General features: G+C 61.0%; 20 protein-coding genes. 6 read left to right on the forward strand and 14 right to left on the reverse strand.

The genetic code is table 11. From position 1 onward, the window contains the following. Nucleotides 1-55: 55 nt before the first annotated feature. Nucleotides 56-505: a Cd(II)/Pb(II)-responsive transcriptional regulator gene (cadR, locus tag L6D63_RS16555; RefSeq protein ID WP_121182497.1), complete on the forward strand. Its 450-nt coding sequence runs from the start codon at nucleotides 56-58 to the stop codon at nucleotides 503-505. A gap of 122 nt (nucleotides 506-627) precedes the next feature. Here cadR and L6D63_RS16560 read toward each other — a convergent pair whose 3' ends face one another. The 3 genes from L6D63_RS16560 to L6D63_RS16570 all read right to left on the reverse strand — a co-directional run bounded on the left by L6D63_RS16560 (nucleotide 628) and on the right by L6D63_RS16570 (nucleotide 3341). Further along, nucleotides 628-1599, reverse strand: a complete 972-nt coding sequence (locus L6D63_RS16560; protein ID WP_131670639.1) for a thymidylate synthase — start codon at nucleotides 1597-1599, stop codon at nucleotides 628-630. A gap of 50 nt (nucleotides 1600-1649) precedes the next feature. Next, nucleotides 1650-2465: a prolipoprotein diacylglyceryl transferase gene (lgt, locus tag L6D63_RS16565; RefSeq protein ID WP_095668081.1), complete on the reverse strand. Its 816-nt coding sequence runs from the start codon at nucleotides 2463-2465 to the stop codon at nucleotides 1650-1652. 93 nt (nucleotides 2466-2558) lie between these two features. Next, entirely contained in the window at nucleotides 2559-3341 is a 783-nt protein-coding gene (locus L6D63_RS16570; RefSeq protein ID WP_047297179.1) for a sulfite exporter TauE/SafE family protein, read from the reverse strand. 130 nt (nucleotides 3342-3471) lie between these two features. Here L6D63_RS16570 and L6D63_RS16575 point away from each other — a divergent pair, with 130 nt between their 5' ends. After that, entirely contained in the window at nucleotides 3472-4218 is a 747-nt protein-coding gene (locus tag L6D63_RS16575; RefSeq protein WP_131670640.1) for an NRDE family protein, read from the forward strand. Between the two features lie 159 nt (nucleotides 4219-4377). Here the strand turns inward: L6D63_RS16575 and ptsP are convergent, their stop codons facing one another. Continuing rightward, a complete protein-coding gene (gene ptsP, locus L6D63_RS16580; RefSeq protein ID WP_041072165.1) occupies nucleotides 4378-6657 on the reverse strand; it encodes a phosphoenolpyruvate--protein phosphotransferase in 2280 nt (759 codons plus the stop codon). A gap of 22 nt (nucleotides 6658-6679) precedes the next feature. Continuing rightward, the gene (locus L6D63_RS16585; RefSeq protein ID WP_003229203.1) at nucleotides 6680-7159 is read right to left on the reverse strand and encodes an RNA pyrophosphohydrolase; all 480 of its coding nucleotides are present in this window, start codon (nucleotides 7157-7159) and stop codon (nucleotides 6680-6682) included. Between the two features lie 143 nt (nucleotides 7160-7302). On the opposite strand from L6D63_RS16585, the gene L6D63_RS16590 reads away from it, so the two are divergent. Continuing rightward, a complete protein-coding gene (locus tag L6D63_RS16590; protein ID WP_047297181.1) occupies nucleotides 7303-7959 on the forward strand; it encodes a histidinol-phosphatase in 657 nt (218 codons plus the stop codon). 119 nt (nucleotides 7960-8078) lie between these two features. Here L6D63_RS16590 and L6D63_RS16595 read toward each other — a convergent pair whose 3' ends face one another. Continuing rightward, nucleotides 8079-8504 carry a DUF2269 domain-containing protein gene (locus tag L6D63_RS16595; RefSeq protein WP_131670641.1) on the reverse strand — a complete coding sequence of 142 codons (426 nt, stop codon included), beginning with the start codon at nucleotides 8502-8504 and terminating at the stop codon, nucleotides 8079-8081. A 39-nt stretch (nucleotides 8505-8543) separates the two neighbouring features. After that, nucleotides 8544-10058, reverse strand: a complete 1515-nt coding sequence (gene ilvA / locus L6D63_RS16600; protein WP_041072159.1) for a threonine ammonia-lyase, biosynthetic — start codon at nucleotides 10056-10058, stop codon at nucleotides 8544-8546. 309 nt (nucleotides 10059-10367) lie between these two features. Between ilvA and rpiA the strand changes: the two genes are divergently transcribed. After that, a complete protein-coding gene (gene rpiA / locus L6D63_RS16605; protein WP_041072157.1) occupies nucleotides 10368-11042 on the forward strand; it encodes a ribose-5-phosphate isomerase RpiA in 675 nt (224 codons plus the stop codon). Between the two features lie 176 nt (nucleotides 11043-11218). Here rpiA and L6D63_RS16610 read toward each other — a convergent pair whose 3' ends face one another. The 4 genes from L6D63_RS16610 to L6D63_RS16625 all read right to left on the reverse strand — a co-directional run bounded on the left by L6D63_RS16610 (nucleotide 11219) and on the right by L6D63_RS16625 (nucleotide 15661). Then, the gene (locus L6D63_RS16610; RefSeq protein WP_131670642.1) at nucleotides 11219-12136 is read right to left on the reverse strand and encodes an SdiA-regulated domain-containing protein; all 918 of its coding nucleotides are present in this window, start codon (nucleotides 12134-12136) and stop codon (nucleotides 11219-11221) included. A gap of 195 nt (nucleotides 12137-12331) precedes the next feature. Next, entirely contained in the window at nucleotides 12332-13255 is a 924-nt protein-coding gene (locus L6D63_RS16615; RefSeq protein WP_047297184.1) for an SdiA-regulated domain-containing protein, read from the reverse strand. A 306-nt stretch (nucleotides 13256-13561) separates the two neighbouring features. Then, nucleotides 13562-14227: a fumarylacetoacetate hydrolase family protein gene (locus L6D63_RS16620; protein WP_027610530.1), complete on the reverse strand. Its 666-nt coding sequence runs from the start codon at nucleotides 14225-14227 to the stop codon at nucleotides 13562-13564. Between the two features lie 39 nt (nucleotides 14228-14266). Further along, nucleotides 14267-15661: an FAD-binding oxidoreductase gene (locus L6D63_RS16625; protein WP_131670643.1), complete on the reverse strand. Its 1395-nt coding sequence runs from the start codon at nucleotides 15659-15661 to the stop codon at nucleotides 14267-14269. Between the two features lie 204 nt (nucleotides 15662-15865). Between L6D63_RS16625 and serA the strand changes: the two genes are divergently transcribed. After that, nucleotides 15866-17095, forward strand: a complete 1230-nt coding sequence (gene serA, locus L6D63_RS16630) for a phosphoglycerate dehydrogenase (RefSeq protein ID WP_003229219.1) — start codon at nucleotides 15866-15868, stop codon at nucleotides 17093-17095. Nucleotides 17096-17157: 62 nt separating this feature from the next. On the opposite strand, the gene L6D63_RS16635 is transcribed toward serA, so the two are convergent. Continuing rightward, nucleotides 17158-17583: a DUF4399 domain-containing protein gene (locus L6D63_RS16635; RefSeq protein WP_041072147.1), complete on the reverse strand. Its 426-nt coding sequence runs from the start codon at nucleotides 17581-17583 to the stop codon at nucleotides 17158-17160. A 135-nt stretch (nucleotides 17584-17718) separates the two neighbouring features. On the opposite strand from L6D63_RS16635, the gene L6D63_RS16640 reads away from it, so the two are divergent. Further along, nucleotides 17719-18282, forward strand: a complete 564-nt coding sequence (locus L6D63_RS16640) for a transporter substrate-binding domain-containing protein (protein ID WP_131670644.1) — start codon at nucleotides 17719-17721, stop codon at nucleotides 18280-18282. A gap of 101 nt (nucleotides 18283-18383) precedes the next feature. Here the strand turns inward: L6D63_RS16640 and L6D63_RS16645 are convergent, their stop codons facing one another. Together L6D63_RS16645 and L6D63_RS16650 are read right to left on the reverse strand one after the other, a co-directional pair. Beyond that, a complete protein-coding gene (locus L6D63_RS16645; protein WP_047297187.1) occupies nucleotides 18384-18869 on the reverse strand; it encodes a 2-thiouracil desulfurase family protein in 486 nt (161 codons plus the stop codon). 1 nt (nucleotide 18870) lies between these two features. Further along, nucleotides 18871-19503 carry a 2OG-Fe(II) oxygenase gene (locus L6D63_RS16650; RefSeq protein WP_047297188.1) on the reverse strand — a complete coding sequence of 211 codons (633 nt, stop codon included), beginning with the start codon at nucleotides 19501-19503 and terminating at the stop codon, nucleotides 18871-18873. Between the last annotated feature and the right edge of the window lie 8 nt (nucleotides 19504-19511).

The following is a 19511-nucleotide window of genomic DNA, read 5'->3' on the forward strand; positions in this document are numbered from 1 at the left end:
AAGTAAAGACCCTGTAGCCACTATAGGGTCAAGCACCCATTTGGAGATGGCCGTCATGAAGATCGGAGAACTGGCGAAACTCACCGATTGCGCGGTGGAAACCATCCGCTACTACGAGCGGGAACACCTGCTGCCGGAACCGGCGCGCAGCGATGGCAACTACCGCGTCTACACCCAGGCCCACGCCGAACGCCTGACCTTCATCCGCAACTGTCGCACCCTCGATATGACCCTCGAAGAAATCCGCAGCCTGCTGGCCATGCGTGACAGCCCGCAGGATCAGTGTGCAAGCGTCAATACACTGATCGACGAGCACATCCAGCATGTGAAAGCGCGGATTGATGGCTTGCTGGCGTTGCAGACACAACTGCTCGACCTGCGCCAACGCTGTGGCGAAGGGCCGGGGGCCGATCAGTGCGGGATTTTGCAGCGGCTGGAGGTGAGTGGTGGCGTCGTCGCAACCGAAGTCGAACATTCCCACGTAGGCCGCAGCCACGGCCACTGACAACACCACAAAATATTGTGGGAGCTGGCTTGCCAGCGATAGCGGTTTTACAGACACATCAATGTTGAATGTGCTGCCGTCATCGCTGGCAAGCCAGCTCCCACAGGTTTAATGGCAGTCTGTCAGACCGCCATCGGCGCGGTCATCGGCGCATGGTGCTCATAACCTTCCAGCGAGAAGTCGCTCGGCTCCACCAACTCCAGCCACTCCGGCTGGTACACACCGGTCTTGGCAAACTCCGGTACGCGGTCGGAGATTTTCAGTTTTGGCATGGCGAACGGCTCGCGCTTGAGCTGTTCGTTGAGCATGTCCAGGTGGTTCTCGTAGACGTGCGCATCACCGATGAAATAGGTGAACCAGCGCGGCGTGTAACCGGTCAGGCGCCCGATCAGACTCAGCAGCGCAGCGCCTTCGGTGAGGTTGAACGGCGTGCCCAGACCCAGGTCGTTGGAGCGGATGTACAGCGTCAGGGAGATCTCTCGGGTCTCGACGTTCGGGTGGAACTGGTACAGCAGATGGCACGGCGGCAGGGCCATTTCATCAAGCTGGGCGCAGTTCCAGCCATGGAACAGGATGCGGCGGCTGCCTGGATCCTTGATGATCGTGTCGACGCACTGGCGCACCTGATCGATGGCTTTGTACAGCACCACGTAGGCCTGACCATCCTCTTCGCCTTGGGCGATCTGCTTGTAGCCGTTGTTCAGGGTTTGTTCGATGGCGGCGGTGTTGCTCAGCGGGATCTGCTTGTACGCCGGCCACTTGCGCCATTGCACACCGTAGATTTCGCCAAGGTCGTCTTCGCCCTGACGGAACGGGTTGGCCAGCCACTGCGCGTTTTCGTTGGCGTTCTGGTCCCAGACCTTGCAGCCCAGCGCACGGAATTCAGCGGCGTTGTTCACGCCACGCAGAAAACCGCACATCTCGCCGATGGCCGATTTGAAGGCCATCTTGCGGGTGGTGATCGCCGGAAAGCCTTCCTGCAGATCGAAACGCAGCATCGCACCCGGGAAGCTGATGGTGTTGATGCCGGTGCGGTTGGCCTGTTTGGTGCCGTTCGCAATGACGTGCGAGACCAGTTCGAGATATTGCTTCATGAGTTACCTGTGTCCTTTGAGCCCCAGCGTCGCGCGCCGGGGTTCGTAGTTTAAGCGGTCGGCGCGAGCGGCGCTGCCGGCGCACGACGATAGGCCAGCCAGATCAGGAACAGCCCGCCGACGATCATCGGTACGCACAGCACCTGACCCATGGTCAGCCAGTTCCAGGCCAGGTAGCCCAGTTGCGCGTCCGGTACGCGGACGAACTCGACGATGAAACGGAAGATGCCGTAGAACAGCGCAAACATGCCCGATACCGCCATGGTCGGACGCGGTTTACGCGAGAACAGCCACAGGATCAGGAACAGCGCGACGCCTTCAAGCGCGAACTGATACAGCTGCGACGGGTGACGCGGCAGCTGCGCCGGATCGCTGAACGGCGGGAAGATCATCGCCCACGGCACGTCGGTCGGCTTGCCCCACAGCTCGGCGTTGATGAAGTTGCCGATACGCCCGGCACCCAGGCCGATCGGCACCATCGGCGCAACGAAGTCCATCAGCTGGAAGAACGTCTTGCCGTTACGCTTGCCGAACCACAGCGCGGCGAGCATCACGCCGATGAAACCGCCGTGGAACGACATGCCGCCCTTCCACACTTCGAAAATCAGCGTCGGGTTGGCGAGGTAGGCGCTCAGGTCGTAGAACAGCACATAGCCCAGACGTCCACCGACAATCACCCCCATCGACAGCCAGAACACCAGATCGGAGAGCTTCTCCTTGGTCCAGGTCGGGTCGAAACGGTTGAGCCGGCTCGACGCCAGCAGCCATGCGCCGCCGATGCCGACGAGGTACATCAGGCCGTACCAGTGGATTTTCAGCGGACCGATGGCCAGGGCCACCGGGTCAATCTGCGGGTAAGGCAGCATTGCGACTCCTCGTTAGAGTTGAAACCAAAATTCCCGGGCGACGCTGCCACCTCAGGATTAAGCCAGGATTGCGGCCTGTTCTGAACCAGAGGCTCAGAGCAGGAAATTCAGGCCCACGCAGAACAGCAAAGCGGCGAACAGCCGTTTCAGCAAGCGCGGCGACAACTTGTGCGCCAGACGCGCGCCGAGACGGGCGAATACCATGCTGGTCAGGGCAATGCCCAGCAGCGCCGGCAAATAAACAAAACCGAGACTATGCGGCGGCAACAACGGATCATGCCAGCCCAGAATCATGAAACTTAAGGCACTGGCCAAGGCGATCGGCAAACCGCAGGCCGACGACGTGGCCACCGCTTGCTGCATCGGTACGCTGCGCCAGGTCAGGAACGGCACGGTCAGTGAACCGCCGCCGATCCCGAAAATCGCCGAGGCCCAGCCAATCACACTGCCGGCCACGGTCAGACCCAGTTTGCCAGGCACCGTTCGACTGGCCTTGGGTTTGACCTCCAGCGCCAGTTGCACGGCAATCACCAAGGCGAACACGCCGATGATCTTCTGCAGGTTCGGTCCGGAAATCGCCTCGGCGGTCAGCGCACCAAAACCGGCGCCGAGCAGAATGCCCACGGTCATCCACATGAAGATCGGCCAGCGCACCGCACCACGCCGATGGTGTTCACGCACGGCATTGACCGAAGTGAAAATGATCGTCGCCAGCGATGTCCCTACCGCCAGATGAGTAAGGATCGACTGATCGAATCCCTGCAAGGTAAAACTGAACACCAGCACCGGGACAATAATGATCCCGCCGCCCACCCCGAACAGCCCGGCCAGCACGCCCGCACAGGCGCCCAACGCCAGATAGAGCAGAAATTCCATGACCGTCTCCCAGACGCATCCCCAAAACCGGAGCGGCATGGTAACGGATGCATGCCCTCCGGCTCCACTTGCGATGGATGCACGGACGCCGACTGCGTAGAGTGAGCAGAAAACACACAAGGACCACCTTATGTGCCTGATCGTTTTCGCCTGGCGTCCGGGCCATGCCCAGCCGCTGATCGTCGCGGCCAACCGTGACGAGTTCTACGCCCGCCCGAGCCTGCCGCTGGCGCCATGGGCCGATGCGCCACACGTGCACGCCGGGCGCGATCTTGAGGCTGGCGGCACCTGGCTGGGGATCGGCGCCAACGGGCGCTTTGCCGCGCTGACCAATATCCGCGATCCGCACCAGCCACCGGCGCGTAAATCGCGGGGCGAGCTGGTGGCGCGGTTTCTCACGGGCGATGCGTCAATTGATGATTATTTAAGCGATGTGGTCGCGCGCTCGCCGGAATACGCCGGGTTCAACCTGCTGCTGGGCAATGCCCACGAGCTGTGGCACTTCAATGCGCGAACGTCCGAGCCGGTGATGCTCCAACCCGGGGTTTACGGGCTGTCGAATGCCGGGCTGGATACGCCGTGGCCGAAGTTGCTCAAGGCCAAGGCTGCCCTGAGCGCGGTGCTGGACGATCCACAACCTGCGCAGTTGCTGGAGTTGCTGGGCGATGCGCACACCGCACCGTTTGCCGAACTGCCGGACACCGGAGTCGGGCTGGCGACCGAATCACTGCTGTCGAGCGTGTTCATCGCCAGCCAGAGTTACGGGACGCGAGCGAGTACCGTGTTGATTGTGCAGGCGGACGGCACGCGGCGGATGATCGAGCGCAGTTTCGGGCCGTATGGCGGGCATTTGGGGGAGGTGGAGATCAATACCTGAAAGTGAGCAACCATTGTGGCGAGGGAGCTTGCTCCCGCTCGGGTGCGAAGCAGCCGCAACCCAGCCAATGCGATCTCTCAGAAGAATCTCATTGACCGAATTGGGAGCGCTCCGCACTCCAGCGGGAGCAAGCTCCCTCGCCACAGGGCCATCAGCCTTTTAAAGGGCCTTGTTGACCGCCGGCGGATTCATCTTCGACAAGCCGAGATTCTTCAGCGCCAGTTGCAGCGAGCTGTGAATAACCTGCGGGTTGTCGATGGTCATCAGCTCGGCCAGCAGGTCCTTGGCCTTGCTCAGGTTGATCTGACGCAGCATCCACTTCACTTTCGGCAGGTTGGTGGCGTTCATCGACAGGCTGTCGAAGCCCATCGCCATCAACAGCACCGCGGCGGCTGGATCACCGGCCATTTCGCCGCAGATGCTCACCGGCTTGCCTTCGGCATGCGCGTCGCGCACCACGGTCTGCAGGGCTTGCAGCACCGCCGGGTGCAGGTAGTCGTAGAGATCGGCTACTCGCGGGTTGTTGCGGTCAACCGCCAGCAGGTACTGAGTCAGGTCGTTGGAGCCGACCGACAGGAAGTCCACCTGGCGCGCCAGTTCCCTGGTCTGATACACCGCGGCCGGAATCTCGATCATCACGCCGATCGGCGGCATCGGCACGTCGGTGCCTTCGTCGCGCACTTCGCCCCAGGCCCGGTGGATCAGGTGCAGGGCTTCTTCGAGTTCGTGGGTGCCGGAGATCATCGGCAGCAGGATCCGCAGGTTGTTCAGGCCTTCGCTGGCCTTGAGCATCGCACGGGTCTGCACCAGGAAGATTTCCGGATGGTCGAGGGTCACGCGAATCCCGCGCCAGCCGAGGAACGGGTTGTCTTCCTTGATCGGGAAGTACGACAGCGATTTGTCACCGCCGATGTCCAGGCTGCGCATGGTCACCGGTTGCGGGTGGAACGCGGCGAGCTGCTCGCGGTAGATCGCCAGTTGTTCCTTCTCGCTCGGGAAGCGCTGGTTGATCATGAACGGCACTTCGGTGCGGTACAGGCCGACGCCCTCGGCGCCGCGCTTCTGCGCCCGCGCTACATCGGCCAGCAGACCGGTGTTGACCCACAACGGCATGCGGTGCCCGTCGAGGGTCACGCACGGCAGGTCACGCAGGGTGTCGAGGCCCAGCGCCAGTTGTTTCTCTTCTTCAACCACTTCGGCGAACTGCTTGCGCAGCACGTCGCCGGGGTTGGTGTAGACCTCGCCACGGGTACCATCGACGATCACTTCGATGCCGTCGACCTTGGCGTACGGCAGATCGACCAGGCCCATTACCGTCGGAATGCCCATGGCCCGGGCCAGGATCGCGACGTGGGAGTTGCCCGAGCCGAGGACCGACACCAGACCGACCAGCGTGCCTTCCGGCACCTCGCCGAGCATGGCCGGCGTCAGTTCTTCGCTGACCAGAATGGTTTTTTCCGGGTAGACCAGATTCTGCTGACGCTCTTCCTGCAGGTAAGCCAGCAGGCGCCGACCGAGGTCTTTGACGTCCGACGCACGCTCGCGCAGGTAGGCGTCGTCCATCAGTTCGAAACGGTTGACGTGCTCAGTGACCACCTGACGCAACGCACCTTGGGCCCACTGGCCGGTCTTGATCACGGTGGTGATTTCGCTGCCCAGCGAGGCATCGTCGAGCATCATCAGGTAGACGTCGAACAGCGCGCGCTCTTCCGGACGCAGCTGGGTCGCAAGTTTGGCGGACAAGGCGCGCATGTCGGCGCGCACGCCTTCGATGGCGGTCTTGAACAGCGCCAGTTCGGCGTCGATGTCGGTGATGTGCTTGTCCGGCACCACGTCCAGATCCGCTGGCGGCAGCATGACCACCGCGGTACCCACCGCAGCACCTGGCGAACCCGGTACGCCGACGAACTTGGCTTCCTGAATGCCCTTGCCCTGACGGCCCAGGCCACGGATCGAACCGGTGGCCTCGGCGTGGGCGATCACGCCGGCGAGCTGCGCGCTCATGGTCACGAGGAAGGCTTCTTCACCTTCGTCGAACTGGCGGCGTTCTTTCTGCTGGATGACCAACACGCCGACGACGCGGCGGTGGTGAATGATCGGCGCCCCGAGGAAAGAGGCGTAGCGCTCCTCGCCGGTCTCGGCGAAGTAGCGGTAGCGCGGGTGATCCGCGGCGTTTTCGAGGTTCAGGGGTTCTTCACGCGTGCCGACCAGACCCACCAGACCTTCGTTGGGTGCCATGCTGACCTTGCCGATCGAGCGCTTGTTCAAGCCCTCGGTGGCCATCAGGACGAAGCGGTTGGTCTCGGGATCAAGCAGGTAGACCGAGCAGACCTGGCTGCCCATGGCCTCTTTGACGCGCAACACAATAATCCCCAACGCCGCCTTGAGATCCTTGGCGGAGTTAACTTCCTGGACGATCTTGCGCAGCGTATTGAGCATGGCTCGGGGTCGAACTCCGTCGTCAGTCGCGCGCTAAAAGGCGCGGGGCAAGCTCTTTGAGGGCGCGTCGATACACCTCGCGCTTGAATGTCACCACTTGGCCCAACGGATACCAATAACTGACCCAGCGCCAGCCATCGAACTCCGGTTTACCGGTCAAATCCATCCGCACCCGCTGCTCGTTGGAGATCAGGCGCAGGAGAAACCATTTCTGCTTCTGGCCGATGCACAGCGGTTGGCTGTGGGTACGCACCAGACGTTGCGGCAAACGATAGCGCAACCAGCCCCGGGTACAGGCCAGTATTTCAACATCTTCACGTTCCAGGCCAACTTCTTCGTTCAGCTCGCGGTACAAGGCGTCTTCCGGCGTCTCCTCGGGGTTGATTCCCCCTTGCGGAAACTGCCAGGCATCTTGATTGATACGGCGAGCCCATAGCACCTGGCCGGCGTCATTCGTCAGAATGATCCCGACATTGGGGCGGAAACCATCGGGGTCGATCACGGCAACAACCTCGCAAACGCATGTCGCCGCATTGTTCCACAAAGCTTGATAAGGCGGCAACGAAGGTTCCTACCTTATGTGCACTCTTGTGAAAAGACCGTATTCTTGTCGCCTTTTTACTGACTTTTCAGCGGGTAACTGCAATGCGCCTGGCTCTATTCGATTTGGACAACACCCTTCTGGGCGGCGACAGCGATCACGCCTGGGGCGACTATCTGTGCGAACGCGGCTTCCTCGATCCGGTGGCGTACAAGACGCGCAACGACGAGTTCTATCAGGATTACCTGGCCGGCCAGCTGGATAACGCCGCGTACCTGAACTTCTGCCTGGAGATCCTCGGTCGCACCGAAATGGCCGTGCTTGAGCAGTGGCATAACGATTACATGCGCGACTGCATTGAGCCGATCATGCTGCCCAAGGCGCTGGAGTTGCTGAAACAGCACCGTGACGCCGGTGACAAACTGGTGATCATCACTGCAACCAACCGCTTCGTCACCGCGCCGATTGCCGTGCGCCTGGGCGTTGAAACCCTGATCGCCACCGAGTGCGAGATGGTCGATGGCCGCTACACCGGGCGCAGCACCGACATTCCGTGCTTCCGCGAAGGCAAGGTGACGCGCCTGAATCGCTGGCTGGAGGAAACCGGGCATTCGCTGGATGACAGCTATTTCTACAGCGACTCGATGAATGACCTGCCGCTGCTGGAGCAGGTGGCGAACCCGGTGGCAGTGGATCCGGATCCGAATCTGCGGGCCGAAGCCGAGAAGCGGGGCTGGCCAGTCATTAGTCTGCGCGGCTGATATAGCTATCGCTGGCAAGCCAGCTCCCACAGGTTTTTCAGGTGGTCACACCATTTGTGTTCGCTACAGATCCTGTGGGAGCTGGCTTGCCAGCGATTAAAGCAACGCGGTCTCAAGCCTTAAACAGGCTTGGCGCCCATCAACCCGGCAATCGCGATAAAGCAGACAAAGCTGAACAACGCCAAGGCCAGGCTGAACCGCCCCACCCCGCCCGGCGCCTTGCGCAAGCGATTCAACCGCACCAGCAACCAGAACCACGCCAGCGCCGCCACGGTGTACAGCACGCTGGAGGCCAGCAGCCAGGTCTGCCCCAGCGGCCAGCCGACCAGATGCACCATGCCCCAGCCGGTGAACGGCATGCTCAACAGTGCCAGGCCCATCAACAGCCAGATGAACACCCGTGGCCGTTGCAAGGTGCGGCTGCCCGCCGTTGCATCACCCTTGCGTTTTGCCAGAAACACCCAGACTCCCAGTCCCAGCGCACCGGCCAGCAATACTACAGTGGCGACCATGTGCGCGGTTTTCAGGGCAGTTAACGTTTCCATTGTTCGATTTCCTCAGGGCCTGCCCATCAGCGTAGCCGCTCAGCCGAGAAACAACTGATAGGCCGGGTTTTCGCTTTCATCCCAGTACGGATAACCGATTTCCTCAAGCGCCGCCGGCACCAGATGGCGCTCGTCATGCGGTACTTGCAGGCCCGCGACCACACGGCCGTCAGCTGCGCCGTGGTTGCGGTAGTGGAACATCGAGATGTTCCAGCGCCCGCCGAGCTTGTTGAGGAAGTTGAACAGCGCACCCGGGCGTTCCGGGAATTCGAAGCGGAACACCACTTCGTCAATCACGTGCGCCGCATGGCCGCCCACCATGTGACGAATGTGCAACTTGGCCAGTTCGTTGTCGGTCAGGTCGAGTACCGGGAAACCCTGCTCGGTCAGGCTCGCCAGCAGCGCGCTGCGCGGGTCGTTTTCCGGGTGAGTCTGCACGCCGACGAAGATGTGCGCTTCGCTGCCGGTGTTGTAGCGGTAGTTGAATTCGGTGATCTGGCGCTTGCCGATCGCTTCGCAGAAGGCTTTGAAGCTGCCGGCCTTCTCAGGAATGGTCACGGCGATGATCGCCTCGCGACCCTCGCCCAGCTCGGCGCGCTCGGCGACGTGGCGCAGGCGGTCGAAGTTGACGTTGGCTCCAGAGTCGATGGCGACGAAGGTCTGGCCGCTGACGCCGCGCAGTTCGACGTACTTCTTGATTCCGGCCACGCCCAAGGCGCCGGCAGGTTCGGTGATCGAGCGGGTATCGTCGTAGATATCCTTGATTGCCGCGCAGATCTCGTCGGTGCTGACAGTAATCACTTCGTCGACGTAGTCTTTGCAGATGTCGAAGGTGTGCTGGCCGATCTGTGCCACCGCCACGCCGTCGGCGAAGATGCCCACGGTCGGCAGTACCACGCGCTCACCGGCGGCCATGGCCGCTTGCAGGCAGTTGGAGTCGTCCGGCTCGACGCCGATGACCTTGATGTCCGGACGCAGGTATTTCACGTACGCCGCGATACCGGCAATCAGACCGCCGCCGCCGACCGGCACGAAGATCGCGTCCAGCGGTTGCGGGTGCTGGCGCAGAATTTCCATCGCCACGGTGCCCTGCCCGGCAATGGTGTGCGGATCGTCGTACGGGTGGATGTAAACGTAGCCCTTTTCATCGACCAGTTTCAGCGAGTAGGCCAGTGCTTCCGGGAACGAATCGCCATGCAGCACGACTTTGCCGCCGCGCGAGCGCACGCCTTCGACCTTGATCTCCGGGGTGGTCTTGGGCATGACGATGGTGGCTTTCACGCCCAGCACTTTCGCCGCCAGCGCCAGACCCTGCGCATGGTTGCCCGCCGACGCGGTGACCACGCCACGGGCGCGCTCTTCGTCGGTCAGTTGGGTCAACTTGTTGTAGGCGCCGCGAATCTTGAACGAGAACACCGGCTGCAAGTCTTCACGCTTGAGCCAAATGTCATTGCCCAGCCGCTCGGAGAGCTGGCGAGCGTTCTGCAGCGGGGTTTCTACGGCAACGTCATAAACGCGCGAGGTGAGGATCTTTTTGACGTACTGTTCGAGCATCGGAAAGCATCACTGGCGATTGGGCGGGACCCACGAGTCTAACCCGGCTTTTGGGCGCACGACCACACTGACCAGGGGGTTTTAGCCGGGGCAAACACTTTGTGATGTAAACCTCATTGTGGTGAGGGGATTTATCCCCGATCGGCGGCGCAGCCGTCGTCAACCTGAGAGCGCAATATTTGCGAGGAGTGCCGGGGAGCGCTTCGCCCTCCATCGGGGATAAATCCCCTCACCACAGGAGTTTTCGCCGGGCATGGGGGCTATAATGCCGGCCTTTCCGAACTCACCTTGCCCGCTTCCGGAGCCCGCATGACCCAGGATCAACTCAAACAGGCAGTGGCTCAGGCCGCCGTCGACTTCATCCTCCCGAAACTCGATGACAAGAGCATCGTCGGGGTCGGCACCGGCTCCACCGCCAACTGCTTCATCGATGCGCTGGCCCAGCACAAGGGCGCGTTCGATGGCGCGGTCGCCAGTTCCGAAGCCACTGCCGCGCGCCTCAAGGGCCACGGCATTCCGGTGTATGAGCTGAACACCGTCAGCGACCTCGAGTTCTACGTCGACGGCGCCGACGAGAGTGACGCGCACCTGAACCTGATCAAGGGCGGCGGCGCCGCCCTGACCCGCGAGAAGATCGTCGCGGCCGTGGCCAAGACCTTCATCTGCATCGCCGACGCCAGCAAACTGGTGCCGGTGCTGGGCGAATTCCCGCTGCCGGTGGAAGTGATCCCGATGGCCCGCAGCCACGTCGCCCGCCAACTGGTGAAACTGGGCGGCGACCCGGTGTACCGCGAAGGCGTGCTGACCGACAACGGCAACATCATCCTCGACGTGCATAACCTGCAGATCACCAACCCGGTGGAGCTGGAAGCGCAGATCAACGCGATCGTCGGCGTGGTCACCAACGGCCTGTTCGCGGCGCGCCCGGCGGATCTGCTGTTGCTGGGCACCAGCGAAGGTGTAAAAACGCTGAAGGCTGAGTAAGCAGAGACTGCCCACCATTTGTAGGCAGATGCAAAACCTGTAGGAGTGAAACCTGTGGTGAGGGGATTTATCCCCGATGGGCAGCGAAGCGGCCCCAAGAGCTGGGACCGCTGCGCAGTCCATCGGGGATAAATCCCCTCGCCACAAAGCTCACTCCTACTTTTTTGTGGTGTTGATCAGTTTTGCGCAGGTTTCCTGAAGACGTAAAACAGATTCGGCTCACTCACCAGATACAACGTTCCGTCATCATCCATCGCCATGCCTTCGGCTTGCGGCACGCTCTTGTGCAAACCCTGCCGGCCCTTGTTCAGCGACAAGGTGCTCAGCGGACGTCCATCAACATCCAGTTCAAGAATCAGCCCCGACTCGTCGGACAGCGCCAACAAATGGCCGCTGCGCTCGTCGTATTGCAGGCTCGACAGATCGCGCACGAACATCCCCGCATCGCGCTTGGGATTATTGATCACGTGCACCGCGTAGGATTTTTCCGGATTGAAGTGCGGGAATCCGTGCACTTCATAAATCAGCATCGGGTCGCGCTCCTTGGCCACGAACAGGCGTTTGCCCACCGAGTCATACGCCAGGCCCTCGAAGCCCTTGTTGCCGCTCATGTGCACGCCAAGTGTCATCTGTTCGGCATCCGCCGCATCGAGGAAGGTCGTGTCCTGCTCAAGATGCACCTTGATCAGCCGTTGCTCTCGCTCGTCGGTAATCACGTAGGTGTCGGCGCTGATGAACTCCACCGCTTCCGCATCGCCAAAGCCGATCAGTGCGATGCGCCGCAGGATCTTGCCGTCGAGCGACAACTCGACCAATTCGGCGTGCTTATTGGTCACGGTGAACAGGCTTTTGCGCAGCGGATCGTAGGTCAGCGCCGACACATCGTCGTTCAGCCCGTCGATGACCCGAGCCTCGACCTCGACCTGGTACTGATCCAGGCCGATGGCCTGGCTGCTTAATGGTTGCCACACGCTGTGCAGGTTGAACCAGGCGCGCTCGAACAGGCGCAGGTATTGGCCGATCGCGATCAACGCGATCAGGGCAATCACTGACAGGATGGCAAACAGGGGCTTGGGACGGGCAAGTCGACGCATTCAGGCAGGCTCGGGATCAAAACAGGCGGATGAAATATCACGCCTGTCTGAACTGAAGCTTAATGGCCACTTGCCTCAGGCCACAAGACGCCCCTGTGTAGGAGCTGCCGCAGGCTGCGATCTTTTGATCTTGAAAAACAAAAGCAAAAGATCGCAGCCTGCGGCAGCTCCTACACGAGGATTAGTGAACGGTGGTTATTTCTGCTTTTCGAAGCGGTAGAACAGGTTCGGCTCACTGACCATGTACAGCGTACCCGCGTCGTCCATGGTCACGCCTTCGGCGCGGGGAATGGTGCTCTTCAAACCGTTGAAGCCGCCCAGCAGGGTCATGAAGCTGACTTGCTCGCCCTTCTCGTCCAGCTCCAGCAACAGATGCGAATCGGCGGACAGCACCAGGGTGTGGCCGGTACGCGGGTCGATGGCCAGCGCCGAGAGGTTGCGAATATCCAGCTCATCATTGGCCAGCTTCTGCTTGTCGCCTTTGAGGATCTGGCTGCCGTCGCTTTTCCAGGTGAACAGCGCCGGCGGCCGTTCTTCGCCCAGCAGCAACTGTTGATTGCGCGGATCCCAAGTGATCGCCTCGAACGCCTTGTTCTGGTCTTTCGAGGGGCCCAGGTCGTATTTCGGGAATTGGTCACGCTGCAGTTCGCGGGTTTCGGCATCGACCTTGACGATGGAGAGCAGGTGTTCGCGCTCATCGACGATCGCCATCAGGCCGTTTTGCAACACGGTCACGCCTTCCGGATTGCTCCAGCCCACCAGCGGCATCTTGCGCAGCACATCCCCCTGCAGGGTCAGTTCGACCAGGAACGGGTTCTTGCCCATCACTGAAAACAGGGTTTTGGTCTGCGGGTTGTAGGACAGGTCAGAGGCCTCGTCCTTTTCCATGCCCGGCAGCAGTTTGCCGTCGATGACCACACGATAGTCCGGCAACCAGATGCTCGCTTTCTGCTCGGCCTGGCTTTCGAACCGCTCGCGCAACCAGAGCAGGCCACGGTCGTCCCAATGCATGGCAAACGCCAGGCCATAGGCGGCGGCAAGCACCAGCAACAGCCAGACATACCAGCGCAGGGCAAAACGTGAGCGGCGAGGAGGATTGAGCTGTGTTTGAGCTGACATCAGGGACGCATTCCGAAAATTCAGGCTATGGGTAATAGCACAAAGAGGCCGGCTCAGACGCCAGAATGAGAGGAATTATCCGGACAGAATGTGAAAAAAACGGCAAATGGCGGGATTGCCGTGCGGCTTTGCGAGCCGCGAAACATAACCAGTGTGGGAGTGAGCCCTGTTGTGAGGGGATTTATTGTGGCGAGGGAGCTTGCTCCCGCTGGGGCGCGAAGCGACCCTGCTTTTCAAGGGGCCTGCTGCGCAGTCCAGCGGGAGCAAGCTCCCTCGCCACAGTTGCTGTGTATCGGATGCGTTCGGTCAGCGCACGCTGCTGCTGAAGCTGCTCGCGCCAACCAGTTCCAGCACAATGTCGTCGCCGACATTCAGCGGGCCGACGCCCACTGGCGTGCCGGTGAGGATCACGTCGCCGGCCTGCAGCGAAAAGCAGCCGGCCATGTGCTGGATCATCGGCACGATCGGGTTGAGCATCGCGCTGCTGTTGCCGTCCTGACGCACTTCACCGTTGATGGTCAGGCGAATGCCGATGTCGGTCAGGTCTGGGAACGTGCTGCCGACCACGAACGGCGCGATCACCGCCGCACCGTCGAACGACTTGGCGATTTCCCATGGCAGGCCCTTGGACTTGAGCTCGGCCTGCTTGTCGCGCAGGGTCAGATCCAGCGCCGGGGCGAAACCGGAGATCGCATCCAGCACTTCTTCGCGGCTCGGTTTGGTCGACAGCGGCTTGCCGATCAACACGGCGATTTCCGCTTCGTAGTGCACCGAGCCGCGCTCGGTCGGAATGCTGAACCCGCCTTCCAGCGGCACCACGCAACTGCCCGGCTTGATGAACAGCAACGGTTCGGTAGGCACCGGATTGTCCAGTTCCTTGGCGTGCTCGGCGTAATTACGGCCAATGCACACCACTTTCCCGATCGGGAAGTGAATGCGCGTGCCGTCGACGTACTGGTGCTGATAGCTCATTTACCGACTCCTGCCTTCATTGATTCAGGGGATTGCCAATCAAACCGCGAAGATCTTGCCCGGGTTCATGATGCCGTTCGGGTCGAACACCGCTTTGACCGCTTTCATGTACTCGATTTCGACCGGCGAACGGCTGTACGTCAAGTAGTCGCGCTTGGTCATGCCCACGCCGTGCTCGGCGGAGATCGAACCGTTGTATTTCTCGACGGTTTCGAACACCCACTTGTTGACGGTCGCACACTTGGCGAAGAACTCGTCCTTGCTCAGGTTATCCGGCTTGAGGATGTTCAGGTGCAGGTTGCCGTCGCCGATGTGGCCGAACCAGACGATTTCGAAGTCCGGGTAATGTTCACCGACGATCGCGTCGATTTCCTGCAAGAATGCCGGGACTTTCGACACAGTGACCGAGATGTCGTTCTTGTATGGCGTCCAGTGCGAGATGGTTTCGGAAATGTACTCGCGCAGCTTCCACAGGTTGTGCAGCTGGGTTTCGCTCTGGCTCATCACGCCGTCCAGCACCCAGCCCTGCTCGACGCAGTGTTCGAAGGTTTCCAGCGCGGTGTTGGCCACTTCTTCGCTGGTTGCTTCGAATTCCAGCAACGCATAGAACGGGCACTCGGTGTCGAACGGCGCCGGTACGTCGCCACGGCCCAGCACTTTGGCCAGGGCCTTGTCAGAGAAGAATTCGAACGCGGTCAGGTCAAGCTTGCCCTGAAAGGCGTGCAGCACCGGCATGATCGAATCGAAATCAGCGGTGCCGAGGACCATCGCGGTGAGGTTTTTCGGCGCACGATCCAGACGCATGGTCGCTTCGACCACAAAACCCAAGGTGCCCTCGGCGCCGATGAACAACTGGCGCAGGTCGTAACCGGTGGCGTTCTTGATCAGGTCTTTGTTCAGCTCCAGCACATCGCCCTTGCCGGTGACCACTTTCAGGCCGGCGACCCAGTTACGGGTCATGCCGTAGCGAATCACCTTGATTCCGCCGGCATTGGTGCCGATATTGCCGCCAATCTGACTGGAACCGGCCGACGCGAAGTCCACCGGGTAATACAGGCCGTTTTCTTCGGCAACGTTTTGCAGGTGTTCGGTGACCACGCCGGGCTGGCAGACGGCGGTGCGATCGGTGAGGTTCACGTCGAGAATCTGGTTCATGTAGTCGAACGACACCACCAGTTCGCCATTGGCGGCGACGGCGGCGGCGGACAACCCGGTGCGCCCGCCGGATGGCACCAGCGCCACTTTGTGGGTATTGGCCCAGCGGACGACGGCCTGCACCTGCTCGATGGTCTTGGGAAACACGATGGCGCTTGGCGCGGGCGCGAAGTGCTTGGTCCAATCCTTGCCGTACGCATTCAGGGAGTCGGCGTCGGTCAGGACCTTGCCAGGCTCGACCAGGGTCTTCAGTTCATCAATCAGGGCAGGATTGGTCATCGACAGAACTCTCGAACAATTCATGGTCATCCTGAAGACGCTTCACGTCGCAGGAATGAGTGTTTAGCGGGGTGGCTATGCTAGCATACCGACCCCGCAGGCCAGTGCCCAAGGCCAGTTCTGCGGTGACGGCTTTCTTGTCGTCCAGGTCAATGTCTGTTGACCATTTCCTGCCATTTTTCTCCGGGATACAGGTTTACGCAGATGAGCAAGACTTCTCTCGATAAGAGCAAGATCAAGTTCCTTCTTCTCGAAGGCGTCCACCAATCGGCTGTCGACGTCCTCAAGGCGGCGGGCTACACCAGCATCGAATACCTGACAGGCTCCTTGCCGGAAGCCGAGCTCAAGGAAAAGATCGCTGATGCTCACTTCATCGGCATTCGTTCGCGCACCCAACTGACCGAAGAGATCTTCGATCACGCGAAGAAGCTGGTCGCGGTCGGCTGTTTCTGCATCGGCACCAACCAGGTCGACCTGAGTGCTGCCCGCGAGCGCGGTATCGCCGTGTTCAACGCGCCGTACTCCAACACCCGTTCCGTCGCGGAACTGGTGCTGGCCGAAGCGATCCTGCTGCTGCGCGGCATCCCTGAGAAAAACGCGTCCTGCCACCGTGGCGGCTGGATCAAGTCCGCAGCCAACTCCTTCGAGATCCGTGGCAAGAAACTCGGCATCGTCGGCTACGGCTCGATCGGTACGCAGCTGTCGGTTCTGGCGGAAGGCTTAGGGATGCAGGTGTTCTTCTACGATACCGTGACCAAGCTGCCGCTGGGCAACGCCACTCAGGTCGGCAACCTGCACGAGCTGCTGGGCATGTCCGACATCGTCACCCTGCACGTTCCGGAAACCGCGGCGACCCAGTGGATGATCGGCGAGAAGGAAATCCGCGCCATCAAGAAGGGCGGCATCCTGATCAACGCGGCGCGCGGTACCGTGGTCGAGCTGGACGCCCTGGCGGACGCGATCAAGGACAAGCACCTGATCGGCGCGGCCATCGACGTGTTCCCGGTGGAGCCACGCTCCAACGACGAAGAGTTCGAAAGCCCGCTGCGTGGCCTGGACAACGTGATCCTGACCCCGCACATCGGTGGTTCGACTGCCGAAGCCCAGGCTAACATCGGTCTGGAAGTGGCGGAGAAACTGGTCAAGTACAGCGACAACGGTACTTCGGTGTCGTCGGTGAACTTCCCGGAAGTGGCCCTGCCGGCTCACCCTGGCAAGCACCGTCTGCTGCACATCCACGAGAACATTCCGGGTGTGATGAGCGAGATCAACAAGGTCTTCGCCGAAAACGGCATCAACATCTCCGGTCAGTTCCTGCAGACCAACGAGAAAGTCGGTTACGTGGTGATCGACGTCGACGCCGAGTACTCGGAGCTGGCGCAAGAGAAGCTGCAACACGTCAACGGCACCATCCGTAGTCGCGTGCTGTTCTGATCGAACGCCGAGCAATGAAAAAGGGAGCCTTCGGGCTCCCTTTTTCATGCACCGCCGAAAACTTATTTGACGTTGACGGTGATTTTCTTCGACACGATCGGCGGATCGAACGGCATGTGGCCGCTGTCGCCCAGTTCCAGCTGCAAGGTGTGCTTGCCCGGGGCCAGTTTGATCGTGGCCTCGGTCTGCGCCTTGCCGAAGTGCATGTGGTTGGCATCATTCGGAATCGGCGCGCCCGCCGCCGGCATTTGGTCGACGTCGATCAGCAGGTGATGGTGACCGGTATTCTTGGTAACGTCACCGGCCGGTGCCAGCGCAACGTCCTTGACCCCGAACTTGACCTTGAACTCCTGAGAAACCGTGGCCCCGTCTTCGGGAGAAACGATGAACACTTCGGCACCTTTAGGCGCCGGGGTCGCTGCACTGGCCAGCACTGAAACACCCATCAACAGGCCAGCCAAGGCTGCTCGTGACATAAACGTTTTCATTCTCTTCTCCAGTTTTTCCGTAAAATCCGCGCGGTCATGACAACTTCATGACCATTCGTTGTCGAAGGCACTCGACAACCATAGCAAAGCGAGCCTGACTCAGAGCATCGCAATAATGATTTCAAAGGAGTGACCATGCGCCTTCTGCCTGGCCTGATCTGCCTGCTACCCCTTCTGAGCCCGTTGGCTCACGCCGAACTGATTGATGACATCAACGACCGTGGCGAGTTGCGCATTGCCCTTGAGGCTAATACACCGCCCTTCAATTTCAAGGATGGCGACACACTCACGGGGTTCGAGGTCGAGCTTGGGCAACTGCTGGCCAACGAGCTGGATGTACGCGCCGACTTCATCGTCACCGACGAAGCCGACCTGCTCCAGGGCGTTGAAAGCGGCAAGTACGACGTCGCGCTCAACCACATAGCACTGACACCTGAACTCAAGGATCGTTTCGACGTCAGCGAGCCTTACGGCAAGGTCGACTCGCAGCTATGGGCGAAGAAAGATGAGCAGCCACGGCCAATGGTGCTGGTGCAGGCGCTGACCGAAGAGAAGCCGAAAGCGACCCCGGTGGAGCTGGCGATTCCGTTTCAGAAGGGTAATCCGGCATTTCACGCCAGCCTGGAAGGTGCGTTGCAGCGGATCAAGGCCGATGGGCGGTTGGCGGCGTTGTCCGCGAAGTGGTTCACCGAACCGTAGGAGCTGCCGCAGGCTGCGATCTTTTGATCTTGATTTTGAAGATCAAAAGATCGCAGCCTCGTTTCACTCGACAGCTCCTACAGACGGTCTTTGGTGGGCTTTTAGTCGAGGTGGGCCAGGGCCATGGAGGCCTGAGAAAGTTCGAGTTCACTGAAGACTTGAACCCCATGGCGTTTGAGCAGCGCAGCCGTCACGCCTTCTCCCGAGACCTTCACCCCACTGAACGTCCCGTCATAAGTCAGCAGATTCCCGCAGGAAGGGCTGTTGGCCTTGAGCACCGCGACGCGGATGCCGTGTTTCTGCACCAGCGCCAGCGCCTGCCGCGCGCCGTCGAGAAACTGCGCGCTGACGTTCTCGCCCTCGGTGGTGATCACCGCCGCCTTGCCATCGAGCACGTCGGCGCCCTGCCCACCCGGGATTTCCGCCGCAGCACGCGGGGTCGGCAAACCACCGGCCACTTCCGGACACAGCGGCACTACACGGCCTTCGGCGATCCACTGTTCGAGCAAGTCGAACGGCCCGCTGGCCCCGCCGTCGTAACGCACGCGGTGGCCCAACAGGCAACGGCTGACCAGAATCTTCTGCATCTCAGAACGGCTCGTTGCCACGACGACGAAACCAGCCGGTCAGCGACAGGCGCTCGCGATGCGCCGGCAACACTTCATGCGGCACTTCGCCAGAGAGGAACACCACCAGGCAGCCGCCGGTGGGTTGCACGTCATGCACCCGGTCTTCGCTCAGGTACATGCGCAACTGACCGCCGTCTTCCGGCAGCCAGGCGTCATTGAGGTAGACCACCGCCGAGACCATGCGCCGGTCATCGTCGCGAAAACGGTCGACGTGCTTGCGGTAGAACGCGCCCGGCGGATACAGGGCGAAGTGGCACTCGAAATCCTCAAGCCCGAGGAACAACCCGCGATTGAGCGCCTCGCGCAGACTCTCCATCAGATTCAGATAACGGTCGCTGGCTTCCGCCTGGCCCGGGTCGATCCACTGGATGTGGTCGCCACGAATGCCCTCGCGAATCTCCGAAAACGGCCCACGGCCTACCGCTGCCGGCGCCAGTTCGCCCTCGGCCTCACGTTTGCGGCACTCGGCCGCCAGCTCACGGGTCAAACCCGCGGGCAGGAAAATGTTCTGCTGCGACCAGCCATGCTCGGCCAGGTCGTCGACGATACGTAACAGCAGCGGGTGTTCAGAGGATATTTGCATGGCGCGCATAGTATGCC

Source organism: Pseudomonas parakoreensis, assembly GCF_021602155.1.
GTDB classification, from domain to species: domain Bacteria; phylum Pseudomonadota; class Gammaproteobacteria; order Pseudomonadales; family Pseudomonadaceae; genus Aquipseudomonas; species Aquipseudomonas parakoreensis.

What these genes read in the sequence shown, in the direction of transcription:
- L6D63_RS16595 (WP_131670641.1), bottom strand. Translation starts at nt 8,504, where the DNA reads ATGGAAACGTTAACTGCCCTGAAAACCGCGCACATGGTCGCCACTGTA.
- L6D63_RS16590 (WP_047297181.1), top strand. Translation starts at nt 7,303, where the DNA reads ATGCGCCTGGCTCTATTCGATTTGGACAACACCCTTCTGGGCGGCGAC.
- ilvA (WP_041072159.1), bottom strand. Translation starts at nt 10,058, where the DNA reads ATGCTCGAACAGTACGTCAAAAAGATCCTCACCTCGCGCGTTTATGAC.
- L6D63_RS16570 (WP_047297179.1), bottom strand. Translation starts at nt 3,341, where the DNA reads ATGGAATTTCTGCTCTATCTGGCGTTGGGCGCCTGTGCGGGCGTGCTG.
- L6D63_RS16560 (WP_131670639.1), bottom strand. Translation starts at nt 1,599, where the DNA reads ATGAAGCAATATCTCGAACTGGTCTCGCACGTCATTGCGAACGGCACC.
- serA (WP_003229219.1), top strand. Translation starts at nt 15,866, where the DNA reads ATGAGCAAGACTTCTCTCGATAAGAGCAAGATCAAGTTCCTTCTTCTC.
- L6D63_RS16625 (WP_131670643.1), bottom strand. Translation starts at nt 15,661, where the DNA reads ATGACCAATCCTGCCCTGATTGATGAACTGAAGACCCTGGTCGAGCCT.
- L6D63_RS16635 (WP_041072147.1), bottom strand. Translation starts at nt 17,583, where the DNA reads ATGAAAACGTTTATGTCACGAGCAGCCTTGGCTGGCCTGTTGATGGGT.
- L6D63_RS16620 (WP_027610530.1), bottom strand. Translation starts at nt 14,227, where the DNA reads ATGAGCTATCAGCACCAGTACGTCGACGGCACGCGCATTCACTTCCCG.
- L6D63_RS16645 (WP_047297187.1), bottom strand. Translation starts at nt 18,869, where the DNA reads ATGCAGAAGATTCTGGTCAGCCGTTGCCTGTTGGGCCACCGCGTGCGT.
- L6D63_RS16615 (WP_047297184.1), bottom strand. Translation starts at nt 13,255, where the DNA reads ATGTCAGCTCAAACACAGCTCAATCCTCCTCGCCGCTCACGTTTTGCC.
- ptsP (WP_041072165.1), bottom strand. Translation starts at nt 6,657, where the DNA reads ATGCTCAATACGCTGCGCAAGATCGTCCAGGAAGTTAACTCCGCCAAG.
- L6D63_RS16650 (WP_047297188.1), bottom strand. Translation starts at nt 19,503, where the DNA reads ATGCGCGCCATGCAAATATCCTCTGAACACCCGCTGCTGTTACGTATC.
- L6D63_RS16610 (WP_131670642.1), bottom strand. Translation starts at nt 12,136, where the DNA reads ATGCGTCGACTTGCCCGTCCCAAGCCCCTGTTTGCCATCCTGTCAGTG.
- L6D63_RS16575 (WP_131670640.1), top strand. Translation starts at nt 3,472, where the DNA reads ATGTGCCTGATCGTTTTCGCCTGGCGTCCGGGCCATGCCCAGCCGCTG.
- rpiA (WP_041072157.1), top strand. Translation starts at nt 10,368, where the DNA reads ATGACCCAGGATCAACTCAAACAGGCAGTGGCTCAGGCCGCCGTCGAC.
- lgt (WP_095668081.1), bottom strand. Translation starts at nt 2,465, where the DNA reads ATGCTGCCTTACCCGCAGATTGACCCGGTGGCCCTGGCCATCGGTCCG.
- L6D63_RS16640 (WP_131670644.1), top strand. Translation starts at nt 17,719, where the DNA reads ATGCGCCTTCTGCCTGGCCTGATCTGCCTGCTACCCCTTCTGAGCCCG.
- cadR (WP_121182497.1), top strand. Translation starts at nt 56, where the DNA reads ATGAAGATCGGAGAACTGGCGAAACTCACCGATTGCGCGGTGGAAACC.